This is a genomic window from Pseudomonas sp. Pseusp18, assembly GCF_059506005.1.
Map to the genome: position 1 here is coordinate 698,098 of NZ_CP169240.1, position 18,914 is coordinate 717,011.

Here is an 18,914-nt window from a genome sequence, read left to right on the forward strand (position 1 = left end):
GTCACTGGAACCGACCGCTAACCAAATCGCAGGCAAAAAAAAGCCCGCGGGAGGGCGGGCAAACCGTAGTTTCTTGAATGAGCGAGGGGGAATGTACAGGTTGGAGGGGGGGCGGTGGGGTGAAGAAAAATTCATGTGGATGGATGGCTTCAGTCGCTCGTAGCTTCACCAAAGGTATGAATGAAAAGAAGCCCTGTCACGGTTCGGGGTTTATATTTTTATTTGATCAAATTTTCCGTGCGCCGGACATTTCCACGGTACGCGGAACGCAGCGCCACCTCCATTCAGATGTGCCTGACTCATGATCGACGGCCACCATCGCACCAGGTTATGCGCTTTGTTCCAATAAGACTCGTTTCCCCAATGCTTGGCCAAACAGAAGACCGGCAGTCCGCACTCGCGGAACGCTCTCTTTTCAATATCACCTTTTGTGAATTTGTCTTGAGAGATGACAGCCCATCCACCTTCTTCTCTCAGCACTGATATCCATGCCACATCAGCGGTGCTTTGCGGAAATTTATCCCTTAAAGACAGTACCGAATGGCCCTCAGCTTTAGTCAGTTCGTTCAAGGCTCGGGCCAACGCAGGGGGAAGATTGTTATCCAATAGGAACTTCAAGCCGCATTCCTTTGCTCAAAACTGACCGCTGCCTCAACTGCAGCAATAGGTATTTCATAGAGGCGGGCTACACGTTTGACGTCTCTGCCTTCAGCTCTGTAGGCGCTAAAAATGGCTGCTGTGTCAATTCCCGTACCTGACAGGACAGGTTTTCCAAAGTTTCGAGAGGGGTCGAGAACGATGGCTTTGCTGCGTTTGACCGGATACCAGCGCTGCGCTGAGCCTGATCCTGTGTAGTCGATACCTTCATAGAGCGAAGGTTTGATGACTTGTTCGAATGCATACTGTCGCTTGATCAAGTCCAGAAGTGCCTCATCCTCTGTTTCACCCATCACCGTGGCGAAGATGCTTCGTCCGTCGGTTTGAAAGCGTTTGCAGGTGAATGGGTACGCTTGGTTAAACAACTCTTTTGCTTGCTGCGAGGCACTACGGATGGCTTGCAGGCTTACGCCGTGTTGGCGAAAAGCATGAACGAAACGAATTTCCAGTAAGTCATGAAAACCTAGAACGCACTCGTTCAAATCAGACAGCTCTGAGTCCCAAAGCCCCGGATGCTGAACACCGTGGGCGGTGTATCCGAATAACCAGCGGCGTATATCGGTAGCTGAAATCCCGGTGTAAAGCGAAGCTTCTGCTGGGGTGTACAAGCCAATGCCGACAAGGCGGCTAGGTAGCTTAATGTTTTGCATGTTGGCCTCCTTGTCAGCAGGTGATCCGATGGATGGATTCTGGTCGTAAGGGTGAACTCAAGCAACTGGTCGGGGACGAACCGCTGTTTTGTTTGGGCAGAGTAGGTTTGAAGCGTGAGCTACACAATCAGCTCGGAGTCGTCACGGCTTGCAGGAAATTTCTGAAAACCCTGTCCTGTAAGTCGCTTGGGCGAAAACGTGGCTGTGGCTACTCTGTCGTCTATTGAGTCGACAGTAAGTTGCAGATTATGAAACCTAGTGTTGAGTCGTCTGACACTGCATTGTCTCGTATAAGTAACATTCAGCTTCAATTGTCACGCATACAGAACATCCCTACCCATTCAAAGCCCAAAAAGGCACCTGCGATATTCTCGTCAGGTGCCTTTTTGTGTTGGGGGAGCGGTAAAGACTCCATTCGATCAACGAGCGCGATCACTCAGTGAAGAACGGGAGGCTCTCCCGCGGCCACCGACGCGTTCGGATCAAGGTTATCCTTCGCTCGGTTGACCAAAAGCTCGGTCAGCATCGTCAACTGCTGAAGCGCCAGTGCCACATTGCGCTGTGGGCCTTCGAGTCGGTTGGCAAAGTCCAGCGTCATGACGTTGAGGGACGCCAGGGTTTCGCTGGCGTGAGCGAGCAGGGTGGGCATGTCGACGTCGGGGCGGACGCTGAAGATGTTCCTGTTCAGGTTGCGCCGGCGGGCGCTGACGGAGCGTTCGGTGGTTTTGGGCTGTTGGGTCGGGTCGAGGGTTTCAGGCTGTGAAGTGGCTGGGTTTTTCAGTGGGATTCGGGTGATCTTTTTCATAAGGGCGTTCCATTGGTTTGGGGATCCTTACGTAATTTCGGCTTGTTAAAACCATCCGCAGGGTCGCAGCGAAGGGTGAAGACTATCTTCCAGAAATGGTGTTCGCCAGTTCATGGCAGTCGCTACGGGTTGCGGGAAAATTCCCAGGATGACGTGGTTCTAATCTGTCAGAGAAATCCTTTTTCACTACTGTTGGCCCTGAGCAACCGCCACGCCGTCTCAGTCGCTCAGTGTTGGTGCCTGTGATGGATATCGGGATAGTGCGGATGACTGTGTTTAATGGGAGCGTGGTCGTGTAAATGGCTATGAGGTTCAGTGCCGTCCCACTCAAAGGCATGTTCATGTTGATGGTGTTCATCGTGAATATGCGGATGGTCATGTGTTTGCGGATCGTGTTGGTGCTCGTGAGAATGGCTTTCGGTCAGGTGTATCCAGACGCCAACCCCCATCAGGCCTGCGGCCACCCAAAACACCCACGTCACCGCTTCGTCTAACAACAGGATCGAAATAGCGGCCCCCAGGAACGGTGCAGTAGAGAAGTACGCACCTGTGCGCGCGGTGCCAAGCCCCCGCAAAGCCAAAACGAATAGCACCAGGCTAACGCCGTAGCCCAAAAAGCCTACGAGTAGCGTTGGCCCCAATAGAGATAACTCGGGGAGATGCATGCCAAGAGCAATCCCCAAAGCGCAGTTGACGACCCCGGCGACCAATCCTTTGATGCCAGCGATGAACAATGCATCCGATGCGGAAACCTTCCGGGTAAGGTTGTTATCGATGGCCCAACAAAAACAGGCAATCACCACGGCGACCGGGCCAACCCAGCCATGGATCCCTGCGGAAGTTTGAGGCCAACCCAAGAGCACGCCACCGGCAACGATTGCGATCATTCCAGCGACGATCCGCCGGTCGGCGTTCTCCTTGAACAGCATCCAGGCAAGCAGGGCGGTTAACACCGCCTCAAGGTTTAGCAACAGCGAAGCAGTGGTAGCTGATGTGAGGGTAAGGCCAAACATTAAAGACACCGGCCCCAGCACGCCGCCGAACGCGATAGCGCCAATGAGCCATGGCCATTCGGAAAGGGTTAAGCCGACAGGTTGCCAGCCGCGATCGCGGATCAGCCGGGTAACCGTGAGACCCAAGCCACTTCCCAGGTAAAGCAAACCGGCGAGCAAGACGGGTGAAACGTTCAGCCCCAGGACCTTGGCAAGCGGTGTACTGGCACCAAACAGCGCTGCAGCACCCAAGGCGTATAAAACGCTTTTGTTCATCATCTGTTCCGTAGCAAAAGGCATGGTTGAGAAACACGATACTCGTCATGCATCGACAGCGCATTGAATCGAATCCACAAAAAAGGCACCTGCGATAGGCTCGTCAGGTGCCTTTTTACGTTGGGGGCGCGGCTGCCGGAATCGTTAAGACGCTGAAACCTGCCTCTGCAACCGCCGCCCCACCACATCCAGCAAATCGCAACCATCGCGCAACGAAGTCACCAATACCCGCGCCAGCTCACTGTGAACGCCTTCGCTTACGGCGAAGCTCTCCAGTAATTGAGTCGCCGTGCGGATGCGGTAAGCCGCCGTTTCATGCAGCACATCCAGCGGCGCTTCGGTGTCGATCAGCAGCGACGCGATAGTGCAGTCGATGCCGGTGATCGGCATGTATCGATCCATGACAAAACCTCCATTCGATCAACGAGCGCGATCACTCAGTGGCAGACGGGTTCGACCGCCGGCATGGGCGAATCGAGATTATCCAGCGCTCGATTGATCAACATCTCGGCCAGCACGGCCAGTTGCTGCATCGCCAACGCCACGTTGCGATGCGAGCCTTCGAGATGGTCGGCCAGGTCGGTGGTCATGACGTTCAGGGAGGCCAGGGTTTCGCTGGCGTGACCGAGCAGGGTGGGGGTGTCGACGTCGGGGAGGATGGTGAACACATGGCTCACGGGATCGGGCTGTTTCGGGTTGCGCAAGCGGGCGCTGACGGCGCGTTGGGTGGCTTGGGAGAGTTGGGTCAGGTCGAGGTCTTCCGACTCTGAAAGGGTTGGGTTTTCAAGTGGGTTGGTCTTTTTCATTGAGGAACTCCGAAAGGTTAGGGATCCCTACGCTTTTCGGCCTGTCAAAACCGTCCGCCGGGTTGCAGCGAAGACGGAAGGTTATCCTCTTGGATTGTTACTCGCCAGTTCATGAGGTTCGCCACAACTTGAGGGAATTTTCCTAGGACGGGGCGGATGCCAGCCAGAATTTTTTTGGAAGGAGGTTCTGGATTTGTCGTGGCGTTTGGGGGGGCGACGCTGGGCTGGCTGCCGATGGGTGCCTGGACGCCAACTCCCAGATGCAACAAAGCCCGCACTTGGCGGGCTTTGTCGTTTTCGGATTGGTGGAGCCGGGGTAATTTGAATCATCGTGATATCTATCTAATTGTATTGATAAATATGTTTCTTGAGATTGGAGTGGGCTACCATCTGGCATACCATCGGCGGCGGACCGGTGTTCGGCCTCGCATGCGTGCCCGTAGCACGCCATATGCCGCCTGACGATCGATTGCTGAATCATGATTCTTGGGCTGATCTGCTAGCGTATCCTACAGGATAAATAACGGTTATAGTTAAAGAGAGGTCGATCTCTCTTTTTTCTGAAATACAATTTTTCTCCAGGTTACTTCTTTTCGCTTTAAGGAGTCTTTGTTTTCGCGGCTTATATATATTGGTGAAAGATCGGCGTCGGCAGCCTGTTGCAAAAGTTCCTCCAGATTTGCGGAGTACATCAGTCTCTTAGGGTCGGGATCTCCTATTCTTAGGGTTATTGCTAATCGACTGCCAGCTTTAAGTAGTTCGCTTACTCTTTGGATTGATATGTTTCTATTCCAAGGCGCTATGTGCATCCATACGGCACTCATCAGCACAAAATCATAAGTATTATGGGTGAGTTTTGAGAGCTCTGGAAGGCTGTCATTCAGCCAGCGTATATTCCTATGCTTGTTCTTTTTTTGTGCGAGTTCTAGCATTTTAATGCTGGGGTCAATAGCGGTCACTTGATATCCTCGACGTGCAAGCGACAGTGCGTCGCGTCCAGAGCCACAGCCAATGTCCAGCACTTCTGCCTTGCTGTTTTTAGGTAGAAAGCTTACAAATTGTCTATGAACATTGGAGAAGTATACCTTGTTGTAATTTTCGAAGTACAGAGAGCTTTCGGCGTCATAGTTTGCCCAGGAGTTAATATTTTTTGTCGTCATTGGATAAATACTTCTATCTTTTGAAGGTGAAGATGGAATTCTGTTGCAGAAGGTTCTGTTTTTTTGGTTTCAATATTGATCTTGTCGGTATGACTAGCGCCCGCGATGCTCAAACAAGCCGCAATCGATAGTAGTAAAATCCAGCAAGTGATAACTGTTCGACCTCCTTTGCCGTCTTCCTTGTTCATGAATGCAAGCTGCAGTTTTATATATTTTTGAATTAGGTGTCTGAGCCGAATGATGATCGGGATCGTCAGAATGTTCACAGCCGCCGCGAAAGATAACGCAAGTACTTTTGGTATGTCGCTAGTTATGGAAGCTGCTCCAAACCAGATGCCTCCAGTTATGGCAATAACCATACTAGGTACCTGCCACAGCTGCTGGTTTAGTGATCTTAAGTGTTGCCCAGCTTCAACGTAGCTGAGCTCTTCTTTTTTGAATTGCCATTTCAAGAGCTCGAGATCTTTAGAATTTTTATGCTTTAGTGCTTCGTAGTTTTTTTCGTTCATCGACTTCACAGTCTGGTTGGCAATGATTAGCTCCAGTCTAACTGGAATCGGTACGTGGACAGCAATGCGGATTGAGGGACGGGTATCAGCCAGGCCACCACATAGGGCGGAATGAGCAATAGAAGATGTCTTCGCTTCCGATTCGAATGGTGTCCGAAAGCGTATTTTGGGGCCAGCCAAACGCTAACTGTCGATGCGGACCGGGAGCTCGTTCAGCGCTAGAGGTCAAGCAACGAGTACCTTTTGCAGATGGCCCGACGCTGATGAGCATGGCCTAGCTGCTGTTGGCGCAAGTTAGGATGTGGCAGGTGACTGCGGGACTGCGGGACCGGGGGGCTGCGGGACTGTAGGTCTGGGGCGTGCGCGACGGGGGGCAAGTGAGGGCGACGCTGTTGCAAGAATACTCGTTGGGGTGGGGCAACGAAGCAAGCTGTGCAGGCCGTCGGTCAATTCACGGCGTTAGGAGGGGTTGGTCTTCTAGTCTTAGTAGCTGGCATCCAAGCCGTATAGACGGTGGTTGAAAGCGTACTGGTCGGGAAACAGGATGATCGTAACCGTTTTTTCTAAGGAGTACTGTCGGGAGTCCCTAGACGGCCTGCGAGTTGAATTGCGTCCGGCTGCAGATGAGTGTGCGGTTCATCGTCGATCGCACACTCATGACTTCGCAACCTGTAGAATTGCTCTACGCCTCCCATGCTGATCGTACTTCCAGCCGACCGTCGCCTAGGGCAAGCCGCCTGAACCGTCGAAATGGCACGGTAGGTAGCTGGGTTTTATGGAGGGCGGAGAGCTGAACCTTTCTAGGCGTTCCAGAGCCTTGACCCTCACTGCTAGCTCTCGCCACATGACGCAACTGGCTTGCTGGTTCCATCATAAGGTACGCCGTATGACTCTGTTTCATTAGCGTTCTTGTCCAAACTGCTGCGTTGAGCCATCGGCTGCTAGACACGGCTGCTACTGGCGTTTCGACACATCAAAATCCCCCCAAAGAAAGCGATATATTGTTTGTGTTATCGAGAGGGCTTGTTTGTTTATTTGCACATAAACATGCTAAAATCCTCCGGCATGACTAGTCCATTTTCCTACACGTTTCCAGCCATCCGCGGCGTGCAAGCCGGGCGGGAATTTTACGTCTCCATGTGCCCGTTACGTCTCCTCGCGAAGCTTTTCGTTTTCGACAACGAAGAGCTTATGCCTGAGCTGCGGGCTCAGAGATCCATCAACCGCACGCGCGTTCCTGAAATTGCTCGCTATATCCTCTCTAATACTGATAGTTATACGTTTTCGGCAATCACAGCATCTATAGATGGCAAAGTTGGCTTTGAGCCTGTCGGTACCAACGATACTACTCACTTTCGTATGGGAACGTTGACTGTCGATATGGATGCCAAGTTTGTCGTGAATGACGGACAGCATCGTCGAGCCGCGATAGAACAGGCACTTGAGGAGCGTCCCGAGTTAGGTGACGAAACCATCGCGGTTGTATTTTTTCATGATCGTGGTCTTGAGCGGTGTCAGCAAATGTTTGCGGACCTCAATAGACACGCAGTGAAGCCTTCACCTTCCCTTAGTGTTCTTTATGATCATCGTAATGCGGCCGCGAGCGTAGCTAAGCACCTTGGGCTTACTTCGCGGGTTTTCCGAAACTTGGTCGAATCGGAGCGATCTTCACTTTCCAAGAGATCTCGCAAGCTTTTCACTCTAAGTGCTTTACACTTTGCCATTCTTGAGATGCTTAGCGCGAAGGACCTAGAAGACTTTACCTGGGCTTCGAAGAGATGCAATGAGTTTTGGGAGGTGGTTGGAGAGCAAATACCCGAATGGACTCATGTACGTGAGAGTCGCATGACTGCGGGAGAGGTGCGGCAAGATTTCATCCATTCACATGCGATTGTGCTGCAAGCGCTAGGCCGCGTTGGAAAATTTGTTTATCGAACCGCTGATGGTCGCCCGGATCTTAAGTCGGCGCTAAAAAATCTACGCGATATCGATTGGTCGCGAACTAATAGTGCTACTTGGGAGGGGCGCGCCATGATAGGCGGACGGATGGCTAAGAATAGTCAGAATATTACGTTAACATGCAATCAAATAAAATTCTCGCTTGGTTTGGGTTTGACGCCTGAAGAACAAGTTATAGAAGACGCATTCCTTGCCGCACGTCAGGCCACAAGCTAATTATCGGAATATACCATGACCACTCCTCCTGAGGCCATTATTGCAGAAATACAAACCCTCTATAGTTCCGACTCCTTGCCTTGGATTGTCGGTTATAGCGGAGGCAAGGACTCGACAGCTTCGTTGCAATTGATTTGGAAGGCCGTTGCAGCGCTACCCTCGGAACAGCGCACTAAAGAAATTCACGTAATAAGTACGGATACTCTAGTGGAAAACCCAGTGATCGCAGCATGGGTTCAGTCGTCGCTGGCGCGCATGAAAGTAGAGGCTGATCGTCAAGGCCTACCAATCCGTCCCCATCGGTTGACTCCAAGCATTGAACATCGGTTCTGGGTCAATTTGATTGGGAAAGGATATCCTGCCCCACGAAATAGGTTTCGTTGGTGCACTGATCGACTAAAAATCAGCGCTTCTACTAAATTTATCCAAGAGCTTTCGGAGGCCAATAGCGAAGCTATTCTAGTGTTGGGGCAGCGGCGCGGTGAAAGCCAAGCACGTGACAAGGTCTTAGATCATTATAGTGGAAGCACGCGTGATCGTTTAAGCCGTAACAGCGACCCTAAATTATCGCGTGTTTGGGTCTATCTGCCTATTGAAACTTGGACGAGTGACGACGTCTGGATGTATGTTCTCACCGATGAGAACCCATGGGGTATTGATAACCAAGATTTGTTTGATATTTATAAGGGGGCGACTCCAGACGCCGAGTGCCCAGTCGTTGTGGATAAGTCGACTCCAAGTTGCGGGGACAGCCGCTTTGGCTGTTATGTCTGCACTATGGTTTCGCAAGATAAGTCGATGCATGCGATGATTCAGAACGACGACCAGAAATCATGGATGAAACCTATCCTAGATTACCGTAATACCTATTTAAGCATCCAAGACTGGGACAAGCGCGACTTTAAACGCATGAATGGTCGGGTAAAAATTATGGGTAAGGGGGAAACCTCAGAGCTGATTCATGGCCCATACTTACAGAGTTATCGTGCTAAGTTGCTCGAAGAATTATTGCGTACACAGCTCACTTTACGAAACGCTAAAATACCTGGGCATGATCAGATAGAACTGATTTCTATTGAAGAAATTGATGCCATACGCCGTATCTGGGTTGAGGAGAAGGGAGAAATTGAGGATCTAGTTCCGAAAATCTACGAACGCGTCCTTCAGCAATCCTATCCAGGTCAGGCAATGGAGCAACACCCGCTTGAGCCTGAAGACCTTGCACTACTTAACGATGTAGCTAATGAGGTCGATTCCGAGGCTGGTGGGCGACTTTATCAGCTGGCGAGGAATCTGTTGGCGGTACAATATCAGTCCATGCAAAGTCAAAAGCGTTCACATCATTTAGATAGGTTGGAAGAAGTTCTCAAGGCTAATGCGTTTCGTACCGAAAATGAAGCTTTGGAGTTTGCGAGAAGCAATCTTGAGGATGGTCAGGAAGAAATAAATGGCGGAGAAGAGCTAGAGCTTATCCCGCTCACAGCGGTAGAGGCAGAAGAAGACTAAGTATGGCAAAGTTATCCATCAATCAGATATCGATTGAGAACCTAGGTCCGTTTCGTGAGCGGCAAAACTTTGACCTAAGTGTCATGCCTGGCCGACCTGTCATTTTGCTTAAAGCATTAAATGGCAGTGGAAAAACTACGTTGCTTACAGCGCTCCAAATAGGACTGTATGGCTATAAAGCGATCAACATAGCGCGCCGTACCGAGTACGAGCAGCTAATAGCTGGATTGCAGCGGACAGATGCTACTGGGCCAGCTCGAATCGAGATGCATCTGAGTGTTGAAGTGGGGCACTATATTCAAGAGCTGACCTTACGTCGAGAGTGGCATCCAAAGGAAAAGGGATTCCGAGAGCAGTTCCGCGTGTTTGCAGGGCACATGGAAGATTTGGCTCTTGCGGAAGACTGGGATGAATTCATTAATGGAATTCTGCCGGTAGAGTTAGTGCATCTATTCTTTTTCGATGGTGAAAAGATTGAAGCGTTGGCTAATCCGGAGCGTTTGCCTGCGCTTCTGCGCCGGGCTACTGAGGTCTTCCTTGGCTTAGGTGGTATTGACGCCTTGGCAGGAGATCTCAAAGCGGTCGAGCGGCGTGCCAATAAGAAAGTGTTGCCCACCGATTGCGCCGGCAACCATAGCCAGACATCTGAATATGAGTTAGAGCTCAAACAGCTTGAACAACGTATTGAAATGCTCTCACAGCGACAAGCACACGCTAGGACAAACCTCGACGAAGCACAGCGTAAGCTCGAAAGCTTTTCAATCGAAGCGCAGAGAAGCGGTTTGGATGCCTACCAACAGGCAGCACAGCTACGCGCCCGCCTAGCGCTGTGTGAGCAGGAATACGGACGAGCACGCGCTTTGTTAGTAACTGCACTTGAAGACCCGATTTTACCTTTGACCTGGCTCGGGCCGCTTTGGGAATCCTATAAAGCATATTGGCAGAAGGATCACCAGTCGAAGCACAACGATCTGATCGTCGAAGAGTTCGCAAAGCGGGACCAGCGTATTCTTGAGCGGCTTGCGCTCGATGCGCCGCATGTTATATCGATAGCTGCTGAGCTATTCGCCGCTGACCTAAAAGGCTTGCGAGTCGACAAGTCTCATATTCCGATACTGCTTTCGGGAGGGGATCCTACTGAAATTGAGGCGCAGTTCCAGCAAGCTAAGCGGCGTCTAAGAGACGCAAAGGAAATCGTTGCCACAGCTCAACGAACAATGGAAAAAGCTCAAGATGCGGTGCATCAGATTCCTGCACATGAGCAGCTTAGTACCGTATTCGAGGCAATGCAGCAGCACACGCGAGGTGTGTCGGCAGCAGAATTGCAGCTGCATGAGTTGAGCCGTGAGCTGGAAGAGGCGCGCAATAAACAGGCTCATTTCGAGCTTCGGTACCAAGCAGCATCGGCGCGGGCAAGGGCGGAGCTAAAAGAGAATGCGTTCCATCTTAAAGCTTTGGAGGCCGCTGACCGGGCAAAAGTTGTCTTAGGCCTGTTCCGCGAGAGGTTGCTGGCATCTAAGGCTCAGTGGTTATCTGAGATGATTACCACAGAATTTAAACAGCTATTGCGAAAGCGAAATCTTATTTCTCGAGTATTGGTAGAGGCAGAGACCTATGCCGTTTCCATCGAAGATGTTAATGGATATACATTACCCATGGAGCGCCTATCGGCAGGGGAAAGGCAAATTTTGGCTATTGCTGTGCTTAGCGCGTTGATTCGGGAGCGCAAGGGGCGGTTCCCTGTGATAGTCGATACGCCTTTAGCTCGGCTGGATCGCAGTCATCGCGAAGCATTGGTTCACAATTTTTTTGCCAAGATATCGCATCAGGTAATGGTTCTCTCTACAGACGAAGAGGTCGAGGGTACTGTACATATGGCACTTGAACAACATATGAGTCGTGAATATTCATTGATGTTCGATGATGAAAGTCGCCGTAGCGTCGTTAGTATAAATACTCAACAGTTCCAGTTAGATACCCTATGATTATTGATCGAATTCGCTTAACTGCCGCCGCGAAGGTACAGCTATCAACGCTGAAGCGGCGCTATGGTCTAGAGCATAATAATACTATTTGTAGATATGCGCTCTGTATGTCTCTTGCTACTCCAGGAGAGTTGATCCAAGAAGAATTGTCATTCCTGGGTGGACTTGAAATTGACTGGAAAACGTTCACGACTGGAAATGAAGACTTTTATATTAATCTAGTAAAAGCTTGGTCCGAAAACAATGCTCAGCATGTTGATGATGAGAGTATTAAGAGATATATAACTCTACATGTCCACAGAGGGCTTTCATTTCTGTCTGGGCGATCTGAGCGCCTCGAATTCATGCTCGAGTAGGCTCGCCACCTTTTGTGAGGTGGTAGGTAGATAATCTGGGTTGTAATACAGCTCTGGACGAAGGACATTCGTTGCCATATTCTATTACAGCTACTACTTTATATGGTGGGCTCCCAATAGAGATGAGCAGAAGATAAACCATTTAAACTGTCGACGGCTTGAGGCCGCCTCTACAGGGAGGCAGCCTTGTCAGCACTTTCTCGATATCTATTGTATTCGCCTACTAATAGCTCAATTGCATGCTTTGCATATGAGTCTACGTCGAATCCTAGCGTAATCCGCAAGGATCGGGAGCTCGGTCGAGATAGAAGCTTTTTTATCCCGCCGAATCTATTTCCATTTAGCACGTACTCCCGGTGAATCGCTTCCTCAATAGCAACTCGAGCGTATTTTCTTTTTTCATTCTCCTCTTCCTCAATTACGCCGCAATAAAGGCCGATATAAACAAAATCCTCATCGTAGTCTGGGCAAGAGGTATTTTCCAGCTCTATCCTAAGTTTTTCAGAGAACGAACTGTTAGCCTTGCTGAGATGGCTTCCCCACCTAGAGGTAGGGAGGTTGCCAGTTTCGCCGATGTAGGCGTGGTCAGTTGTGAGGATCATATAAAGATATGATCTACCGCGACTTCCCCAAACGGTTCCGCAATGCGTAATTAATCCTCCGAGGTGTTTTCCCATGTCCAATCCTGCAGAAATTGATGTATGTTGCTATGGAAACGACGAAATATCCGTTCTAGATCGCTTTGCGTAACGGTGGTCTCATAAGAAAAAACATTACTTTCAGCTAATGCTGAAGCGAAGATTAAGGCTTCTGCTGTTAGTCTTTCTTTTGACCCGTCTTCAAATCGATTCAAATATACGTCATAAAAAGGGTGGTTTTTGTTTATGCAAACAAAAACTCCTTCCTTTGAATCAAAGTAAGGTTTCCATACTTGTCCAAAGGGTATCTTATTTGAGTATCTGATTTTTTGAAAGTCAGCTTCTAAGTCAAGAATGTCGCCATTTTCTTTTTTCTCAGCTGCTATTTTATCAAGAGCTAACTGAGCTTCCTCGTTTTTCTTTTCTTGTCGTGAAAGTGTTTCGGGCTCTACTTCCCCTTTGCCCATCTGTTGAGGGTCATCCTCTGGTACATCTCTCACCGACTGGCTAAACGTTTCTCCCTCGCCTTTTTTAAGATTAATTTTTTCATGACAAGCTGTGCGGATCTCTTTGGCTATCCGAATTGCTTTGGATATAATGGTCTCAAGGTTATATATTTGTTCGTCATCAATTTCTAGGCGCTGCTTTGAAACGTCGACATGTAAAACGTCGTCGTGCACATCTTGAATTTCGAATCTGATCCGAATGTTGATATCGTCTTTGGTTATCAGCGGCTTGCCCGTTGCGCGCTCTAATCCATCTCCCCATCGTATAAGGCGTCCATTTCTGTATATGAAAAATCCACTATTCTCGCGTGATACTCCATAGCTTTTTACAATTAGTTTTTTGTCAATAGGTAGTGGGGATTTTTCATCTGCCATCCTCGCTTGAGGGAACGCCACGGCTTGAATTTTTATAGCCGGTAATGGATTATTATCTTTATCCCGCAGCGAATCCCAGTCTTCATCTAGAATTAGGTATGGACTAAAGAAGTCGTAGCTATCAAGCGACCAACCGGTATTTTTACTTGCCATTTCAGTAAATAGCAGATCTTTTGCTTTTATTTCCTCATATTCCCCTTTTTTATCACTTAGCGCAGTTCGGATTCTAATGCTTAGTGGGTTTTCTTCGTCTTTGAGAAAAGTATAGTAGACAACGCCAAGGCGTTCCCTCAACTTTGATAAAGTGGTTCCAGGCGAGGATTGATTAACATTTTCACATCCCGCAATCTCTACAATGGTTCCAGTTGAGCCGTTTACATCGCTTGAGAAATCTAACTTTTCAGCTTCCGTGAGCGGCTGTCTTATCAAAGCAAGCTTGTTCTCCTTCTCAATCTCCTCGAGGTCGAAAGTGTACTTGTCGGAAATTACTCCGTCTTTTTTACTTGTGATCGTTATTTTGCTTCCGAGAGAAAGGCCTGCCGACTTAAGGCCCATGCCATACTTCGAAAGGCTGTTTTTACCGTAGTTTCTTTTCGAACCTAAGGTGAAGGCATTGACTATCTCGTCGTGAGACATGCCTTTGCCGTCGTCCATTATTTTATAGCTTGATACACTATTCCTATTCTTTAGCGTTTTTCCTGGTCTCAATTCTACCGAAATGGAAATAGTTGACGCCTCTGCGGTAACTGAGTTGTCTATAATATCCATTATAGCGGTGTATGGCTCATAGCCTATTTTTGCGATCGCCTCACAAACGCGGATCGCGTCGAAACCTACGTTAACTGATTCTGCACTGCTCATTTTTAGCCCTCCATTAGCCCTTCAATATATTGGTGATCTCGGCAGCCCTCTCCTAAAGATTATTGTTATAATACTTTGGGCAGCTAGACTACGATGACTCTTGGAAATTTCGGATGCTTAAACGAATCCGTATAGGCTGGTTTGAAACTTGTCATCTTTCCCCACACTGGATATGTTGATCATGTCGACATCTCAAATAACACAGGTGGCGCTATCCTCACCCCAGCGAGGTCATTTCGCAAGCCTCAACATCGGGGCAGACGAGTTCTGCAGGCGCATTCATCAATGCGAGATTGAATGTATGGACGCCGTCGCGAAGCCTGAGATCTCATATCGTGTTCGGACTTAGGGAACGTGGGCGACGAACTCCTGACAGGCCTGTATAGCTACAGAGGCGTGCCCGATCGCTGAAATGGCATGCGGCATCACCTGGGCGATTTACAGGAGGTCGATCAGTCCCGTTTTCCTTCCTTTGCAGCAGACGCTGACCATTCTGCGTACGGCTTTCGGATCCAGCTGCTTTAATGTGGGAGTCGTTTTTCTTTGCCGTCTCACGTTGGTTTTAATCGCCAAACCCTCCGACCCAGCGATCTATGATCGCGCCGGTCGGAGGGTTGACCTGTTCCTACAGCTCCTTCGGTTTTCCAGTCCCCATCCAATCCGTCCGTCAGTTTTGTCTGTCGTATCCGGTTCGGTGCATCTTCCCTGCAGGCTCGCCAACGGCCTGTTCGATCTTCATCTCGCATGCCTAAAGCTAGGGAGCAGGCGACACCGGCGACACCGGCGACAACCCCTGTCCTGTCTGGCCTGGAGCACGGCGACAAAAGTGGCGACAGTCGCCACTTTTTGTACGCTTTGGCCGTGACGCTTGACCGCCTTTTCGAGTGGGTATAACAATTGGCGCACGGATCGCTGTCGTTGACAGCTCCAGCCCAGATAGCCAGAACCTTTAAGGCTATGCCACTTGCGTGGTGGTTCTCCCAAAGTGCGATTAGCATCCGGCGGCTCGCACGGTCACTCCCCAAGAGTGATGGATGCCTACTCGACTGATCTGCCCACTGCGGCAGACGATGGACCTTCCTCGCTGCGCTGCAGCAACCTCACCTTTCGGCACACTTCGCTGCGCCAGACTGCGCCCGTCTCTTTATCCTGGAAAGAGACGGGCCCTCGTACCACTGCTGCAAGCCACGTCGTACAAGGCATTGCCGCAACTCTCCTCGTGACAATCGGCCTGACAACTCCGATTCGTTACCATCCGCAATAACACAGGCACCGGTGCCGCAGCCTAAGGAAAGGCTGCACCTGACTGACAGTCAGGCATGCCCCAGGTGTCAATGTTGCTGCCTTCTCCCACTCAGGATCTCCAGGTGCCGAACTCGTCAGTCGGCACAGCCTCCACCCGCCCGCGTCTTCAGCTGCGTCTACGGAGGCCAGATTCATGGGTTTTTGCCCTTGCACCCGGTCGTAAGGAGCCGTTCGTTCCGCGTCAGTGAACACCTCACAGGCCGCAGGGGCCTTGATCCCTGATAACACTCAACAGCCGTGGCGGGACTACGTGAGGACAACCAGCAATGAACGAGGAGAGGGCCATGCAGCAGTTAGATCCGAAGCTTGAACTACCACGACCACCTCGACCGCTGATTGAGTCGAATCCCGTGGCCCAGTCTTATCCGGTGCAGGCATTGGGTGGGATTCTTGGGCCAGCTGTTGAGCGCATGGCCGAGGTCATCGGCGTGCCCCAGGCGTTAGCCGCGCAATCGGTGTTGGCTGCCTCGGCGCTGGCCACCCAAGGACATGCGGGCTTACAGCTCGACGGGAGAAGTTATCCCTTGTCGCTATACCTGATCACGGTGGCCGCGTCAGGGGATCGTAAAACTGCGGCGGATCGATGTGCATTGCTCCCAGCCCGGCAATGGGAGCGTGAGCAGTGGCAACACTATCGTGAGCAGCTCTTTCGGTACCGTGCCGCACAGCGACAAGCGCAGCGTATCAATCCTGCCGATCCCGCTCCCACAAATAGCGTACCGCTCGAAGCGGAGCCTTCGGCCCCTCGGCTGATAACCACAGACCCGACGATCGAGGCCCTGATCAAGGGGCTCTGCCATGACTTGCCGAGCATGGGGCTGTTCTGTGACGAGGGCGGACAATTCCTCGGCAGCAGCACTATGAGTCGGGACAACCGTTTGAAAGCGGTCACGACCTTGTCGTCACTCTGGGACGGTAGCCCGATTGATCGTGCTCGCTCTTTGGCAGGCGAAAGCCTACGAGCCTATGACCGACGCCTGAGCCTGCACCTGATGCTGCAACCTTATTTGGCCATGCAGTTACTCAGTGACCCGTTGCTGCAGGGCCAAGGCATTCTCGCCCGCTGCCTGATGACCTGGCCCACCAGTCTAGCCGGGCAACGTAGCTACCAAGCTGTCGACTTGTCCATAGACGCCGCCCTCAAGCGCTATCATCACCGCCTTTCTGCTCTGTTTTATCAGCCTTGGTCACTTTCCCCTGACGGAGCCTTGCAGCTGTCAACGCTGAGTCTCAGTCCGCTCGCGCGTCGTCGCTGGATTGATTTGCATGATGCTATCGAAGCTCAACTGGGTGAGTTTGGCGAGCTGGCCAGCGTGCGGCCCAGCGGTTCGAAGGCCGCCGACAACCTTTTGCGCGTCGCCGGCATTTTGGCCGTTGTGGAGGAGAGCAGTGTCGTGGAGGTCGACCATATCCAGCGGGCCTCGGCCTTAGTTGGCTACTACCTCACCGAGATGCAGCGCCTGACCGAGCAGGAGCCGGTGTGCAGGGTAAAAGAAGAGGCGGACCGGCTGTTGCGCTGGCTGCAGGTCAAAGATTGGAAGCGTTTCAGTATTCGTGAATTGAATCGCAACGGTCCCCGCTTTGCCCGCAAGAGCAGTCGTCATGCCGCCAAGCTGCTGGTCGAGTTGATTGATCATCAGTGGTTGATCACTGATGGCCACACCTTCGAGGTGCGCCATGTTTAATCTTGATGAAGCGCTGCGCAACCATCTGGCTCAGCGTCAAAAGGAGCCCAAAGCGCGATTTGTCGCCGCTACTGTCGCCACTTTGTCGCCACGCTCAAAACCAGGCAGGACAAGGGTTGTCGCCGCTGTCGCCAGTGTCGCCACCACCCATAAAGCTATCGCCTCTACGACAGCCATTATTCAATGGTTGAAAGAGGAGGGTGCGCATCTTTACGTCACCGACAACACGCTGTGTTTTCGCCCGACTGATTGGGCTCAGTTCGCGATTGTAAGTGCGCACTGGCGAGCCCTTTTGCATGATCTCGCGGCAGTCGACCAGGAACAGAAAAATGGCTCGGGTCGGTAAGCGAGCCGGGCGCAATTTTGGCTTCGGTCGCCAGCTTAGCTATGCTGGACCGCAAGCACTGAAAGACCTGTTTGGCGACGGCCATTTTGCTACCGTCAAAGCCCATAGTGATCGCTGGCAGGCGTTCGTGCACTGGTGTCGATCCGATGAAGGACCGAGGGTCAACGACGCGCGCCAGATTGACCGCGAGATCCTCATGCGGTACGCCGTCCACGTGCGGAAACAGGTTGATCAGGGCAATGTCGGCGTTGCCACCGCGCAGAACCGACTGTCCAGCGTGAACCGAACGATGGCCGCGCTGCGCGGTGATCAGTACGTCAAAATCCCAAGTCCGAGTAAGGCGCTTGGCTTGCAGCGCTCAAGCGTGCGTAGTGAGGCTCCGCAAGGCCAAGACCGTGCGCAGGTCGAGTTGATCGCGCGGGCTCTGTCAGATCGTCAGCAATCGAGGGTGAGTGCCATTGTGCTCCTTGCTCGGGAGACCGGCATGCGTCTTCGTGAAGCGATCTTGGCGGACTTGCCCCGGCTGCGACGTGAGGCTCGGCAACTGGGCAAGATCAATATCCAGGACGGCACCAAAGGCGGTCGATCAGGCGCATCGGCACCGCGTTGGATTGCGGTCACGGATCAAGTTCGTGGCGCCCTCGACAGGGCCAGTGAGGCCTCACCCAAGGGCAGTCGGAATCTGTTAACACCTGATGAAAGCTACAAAGATTTCTTACAGACAATCGTACGACCGGCGCGGGACATCCTGCATGAGCATGGATTGAAAGGCTTTCATGAACTGCGGGCGGCTTACGCCTGCGAGCGCTATGAGCAACTAATCGGCTTTCCGGCACCCGTTAATGGTGGTCGTGTTCATCAAGAGGATCGAGCTCTCGATCAGCGAGCCCGTAAGCAGATCAGCTATGAGTTGGGACATAACCGCATCGATGTGGTGAGTGCCTACATCGGAGGTCGGGGATGACGGCCGAGTTCGACATAGCGTTGTTCTTGCGCCCCGTGCTCAAAGGTGCACATGCCACGCGGCAGCGGCACATCAGACAGGCAGAAAGGATGCACGAGGCTATTCGTGAGCGCTGGAGATGCGCTTCGCCCTGGTCCTGGAAAGAAAAGCACGAGAGATGGTTTCTGGAGCACTATTTGCGATGCTCAGCTCCAGGTACCGTCTACTACTACGAGTTAACAGCAGGGTTGATCCGCCGTAGGAAGGCAAAATTGAGGTTGCCTGATAGATCTTTAAGCGTGAGCCCCTGAGTATGGGAATGCGGAGCCTTCCCATACTCAGGGGCTTGGCTGAAAAAGCGCAGGCATACCAGAGATC

At 51.4% G+C, this 18,914-nt stretch carries 18 protein-coding genes; 8 read left to right on the plus strand and 10 right to left on the minus strand.

Going from position 1 to position 18,914, the window contains the following annotated elements:
- Positions 1–210 precede the first annotated feature (210 nt).
- From ACEN9A_RS02990 to ACEN9A_RS03025, 8 genes are all read right to left on the minus strand, one after another.
- On the minus strand, positions 211–618 hold the full coding sequence (locus tag ACEN9A_RS02990; RefSeq protein ID WP_018929437.1) for a PIN-like domain-containing protein: 408 nt from the start codon (positions 616–618) through the stop codon (positions 211–213).
- A complete protein-coding gene (locus ACEN9A_RS02995) occupies positions 615–1,307 on the minus strand; it encodes a DUF433 domain-containing protein (RefSeq protein ID WP_258672326.1) in 693 nt (230 codons plus the stop codon). Before ACEN9A_RS02995 ends, ACEN9A_RS02990 begins: the two co-directional genes overlap by 4 nt.
- A 436-nt stretch (positions 1,308–1,743) precedes the next feature.
- Complete coding sequence (locus tag ACEN9A_RS03000; RefSeq protein WP_019651036.1) at positions 1,744–2,112, minus strand: DUF6124 family protein; 369 nt, start codon at positions 2,110–2,112, stop codon at positions 1,744–1,746.
- Between the two features lie 227 nt (positions 2,113–2,339).
- On the minus strand, positions 2,340–3,380 hold the full coding sequence (locus ACEN9A_RS03005; RefSeq protein ID WP_309475229.1) for a DMT family transporter: 1,041 nt from the start codon (positions 3,378–3,380) through the stop codon (positions 2,340–2,342).
- A 144-nt stretch (positions 3,381–3,524) separates the two neighbouring features.
- Entirely contained in the window at positions 3,525–3,782 is a 258-nt protein-coding gene (locus ACEN9A_RS03010; protein ID WP_018929441.1) for a hypothetical protein, read from the minus strand.
- Between the two features lie 35 nt (positions 3,783–3,817).
- Complete coding sequence (locus ACEN9A_RS03015; RefSeq protein WP_258672327.1) at positions 3,818–4,186, minus strand: DUF6124 family protein; 369 nt, start codon at positions 4,184–4,186, stop codon at positions 3,818–3,820.
- Between the two features lie 533 nt (positions 4,187–4,719).
- The gene (locus ACEN9A_RS03020; RefSeq protein ID WP_011332371.1) at positions 4,720–5,346 is read right to left on the minus strand and encodes a class I SAM-dependent methyltransferase; all 627 of its coding nucleotides are present in this window, start codon (positions 5,344–5,346) and stop codon (positions 4,720–4,722) included.
- A complete protein-coding gene (locus ACEN9A_RS03025) occupies positions 5,343–6,035 on the minus strand; it encodes a hypothetical protein (RefSeq protein ID WP_413387722.1) in 693 nt (230 codons plus the stop codon). The genes ACEN9A_RS03020 and ACEN9A_RS03025 overlap by 4 nt, the downstream gene beginning before the upstream one ends.
- Positions 6,036–6,878: 843 nt before the next feature.
- On the opposite strand from ACEN9A_RS03025, the gene dndB reads away from it, so the two are divergent.
- Genes dndB through dndE form a run of 4 tightly spaced genes read left to right on the plus strand, consistent with a single transcriptional unit; the run spans position 6,879 to position 11,877 of the window.
- Positions 6,879–8,030, plus strand: a complete 1,152-nt coding sequence (gene dndB / locus ACEN9A_RS03030; protein ID WP_262415120.1) for a DNA sulfur modification protein DndB — start codon at positions 6,879–6,881, stop codon at positions 8,028–8,030.
- Positions 8,031–8,045: 15 nt separating this feature from the next.
- Positions 8,046–9,536, plus strand: a complete 1,491-nt coding sequence (gene dndC / locus ACEN9A_RS03035; RefSeq protein WP_011332374.1) for a DNA phosphorothioation system sulfurtransferase DndC — start codon at positions 8,046–8,048, stop codon at positions 9,534–9,536.
- A gap of 2 nt (positions 9,537–9,538) precedes the next feature.
- Positions 9,539–11,521 carry a DNA sulfur modification protein DndD gene (dndD, locus tag ACEN9A_RS03040; protein WP_413387725.1) on the plus strand — a complete coding sequence of 661 codons (1,983 nt, stop codon included), beginning with the start codon at positions 9,539–9,541 and terminating at the stop codon, positions 11,519–11,521.
- A complete protein-coding gene (dndE, locus tag ACEN9A_RS03045) occupies positions 11,518–11,877 on the plus strand; it encodes a DNA sulfur modification protein DndE (RefSeq protein WP_011332376.1) in 360 nt (119 codons plus the stop codon). Before dndD ends, dndE begins: the two co-directional genes overlap by 4 nt.
- A 170-nt stretch (positions 11,878–12,047) precedes the next feature.
- Here the strand turns inward: dndE and ACEN9A_RS03050 are convergent, their stop codons facing one another.
- Together ACEN9A_RS03050 and ACEN9A_RS03055 are read right to left on the minus strand one after the other, a co-directional pair.
- Positions 12,048–12,554, minus strand: coding sequence for a hypothetical protein (locus ACEN9A_RS03050; protein WP_146615301.1), 507 nt, complete (start codon positions 12,552–12,554; stop codon positions 12,048–12,050).
- The gene (locus tag ACEN9A_RS03055; protein WP_011332378.1) at positions 12,530–14,257 is read right to left on the minus strand and encodes an ATP-binding protein; all 1,728 of its coding nucleotides are present in this window, start codon (positions 14,255–14,257) and stop codon (positions 12,530–12,532) included. The genes ACEN9A_RS03050 and ACEN9A_RS03055 overlap by 25 nt, the downstream gene beginning before the upstream one ends.
- Positions 14,258–15,846: 1,589 nt before the next feature.
- On the opposite strand from ACEN9A_RS03055, the gene ACEN9A_RS03060 reads away from it, so the two are divergent.
- From ACEN9A_RS03060 to ACEN9A_RS03075, 4 genes are read left to right on the plus strand one after another with little or no spacing between them, the layout of a single operon-like run.
- On the plus strand, positions 15,847–17,247 hold the full coding sequence (locus tag ACEN9A_RS03060; protein WP_413387729.1) for a YfjI family protein: 1,401 nt from the start codon (positions 15,847–15,849) through the stop codon (positions 17,245–17,247).
- Positions 17,240–17,593: a hypothetical protein gene (locus ACEN9A_RS03065; RefSeq protein ID WP_011332380.1), complete on the plus strand. Its 354-nt coding sequence runs from the start codon at positions 17,240–17,242 to the stop codon at positions 17,591–17,593. The genes ACEN9A_RS03060 and ACEN9A_RS03065 overlap by 8 nt, the downstream gene beginning before the upstream one ends.
- Positions 17,577–18,557: an integrase domain-containing protein gene (locus tag ACEN9A_RS03070; protein ID WP_011332381.1), complete on the plus strand. Its 981-nt coding sequence runs from the start codon at positions 17,577–17,579 to the stop codon at positions 18,555–18,557. Before ACEN9A_RS03065 ends, ACEN9A_RS03070 begins: the two co-directional genes overlap by 17 nt.
- Entirely contained in the window at positions 18,554–18,847 is a 294-nt protein-coding gene (locus ACEN9A_RS03075; protein ID WP_413387732.1) for a hypothetical protein, read from the plus strand. The genes ACEN9A_RS03070 and ACEN9A_RS03075 overlap by 4 nt, the downstream gene beginning before the upstream one ends.
- Positions 18,848–18,914: the final 67 nt, after the last annotated feature.

Excerpts from the sequence above, each read along its gene's own strand:
- ACEN9A_RS02995 (WP_258672326.1), bottom strand. The coding sequence starts at position 1,307 with ATGCAAAACATTAAGCTACCTAGCCGCCTTGTCGGCATTGGCTTGTAC.
- ACEN9A_RS03000 (WP_019651036.1), bottom strand. The coding sequence starts at position 2,112 with ATGAAAAAGATCACCCGAATCCCACTGAAAAACCCAGCCACTTCACAG.
- ACEN9A_RS03005 (WP_309475229.1), bottom strand. The coding sequence starts at position 3,380 with ATGAACAAAAGCGTTTTATACGCCTTGGGTGCTGCAGCGCTGTTTGGT.
- ACEN9A_RS03010 (WP_018929441.1), bottom strand. The coding sequence starts at position 3,782 with ATGGATCGATACATGCCGATCACCGGCATCGACTGCACTATCGCGTCG.
- ACEN9A_RS03015 (WP_258672327.1), bottom strand. The coding sequence starts at position 4,186 with ATGAAAAAGACCAACCCACTTGAAAACCCAACCCTTTCAGAGTCGGAA.
- ACEN9A_RS03020 (WP_011332371.1), bottom strand. The coding sequence starts at position 5,346 with ATGACGACAAAAAATATTAACTCCTGGGCAAACTATGACGCCGAAAGC.
- dndC (WP_011332374.1), top strand. The coding sequence starts at position 8,046 with ATGACCACTCCTCCTGAGGCCATTATTGCAGAAATACAAACCCTCTAT.
- dndD (WP_413387725.1), top strand. The coding sequence starts at position 9,539 with ATGGCAAAGTTATCCATCAATCAGATATCGATTGAGAACCTAGGTCCG.
- dndE (WP_011332376.1), top strand. The coding sequence starts at position 11,518 with ATGATTATTGATCGAATTCGCTTAACTGCCGCCGCGAAGGTACAGCTA.
- ACEN9A_RS03050 (WP_146615301.1), bottom strand. The coding sequence starts at position 12,554 with ATGGGAAAACACCTCGGAGGATTAATTACGCATTGCGGAACCGTTTGG.
- ACEN9A_RS03055 (WP_011332378.1), bottom strand. The coding sequence starts at position 14,257 with ATGAGCAGTGCAGAATCAGTTAACGTAGGTTTCGACGCGATCCGCGTT.
- ACEN9A_RS03060 (WP_413387729.1), top strand. The coding sequence starts at position 15,847 with ATGCAGCAGTTAGATCCGAAGCTTGAACTACCACGACCACCTCGACCG.
- ACEN9A_RS03065 (WP_011332380.1), top strand. The coding sequence starts at position 17,240 with ATGTTTAATCTTGATGAAGCGCTGCGCAACCATCTGGCTCAGCGTCAA.
- ACEN9A_RS03070 (WP_011332381.1), top strand. The coding sequence starts at position 17,577 with ATGGCTCGGGTCGGTAAGCGAGCCGGGCGCAATTTTGGCTTCGGTCGC.
- ACEN9A_RS03075 (WP_413387732.1), top strand. The coding sequence starts at position 18,554 with ATGACGGCCGAGTTCGACATAGCGTTGTTCTTGCGCCCCGTGCTCAAA.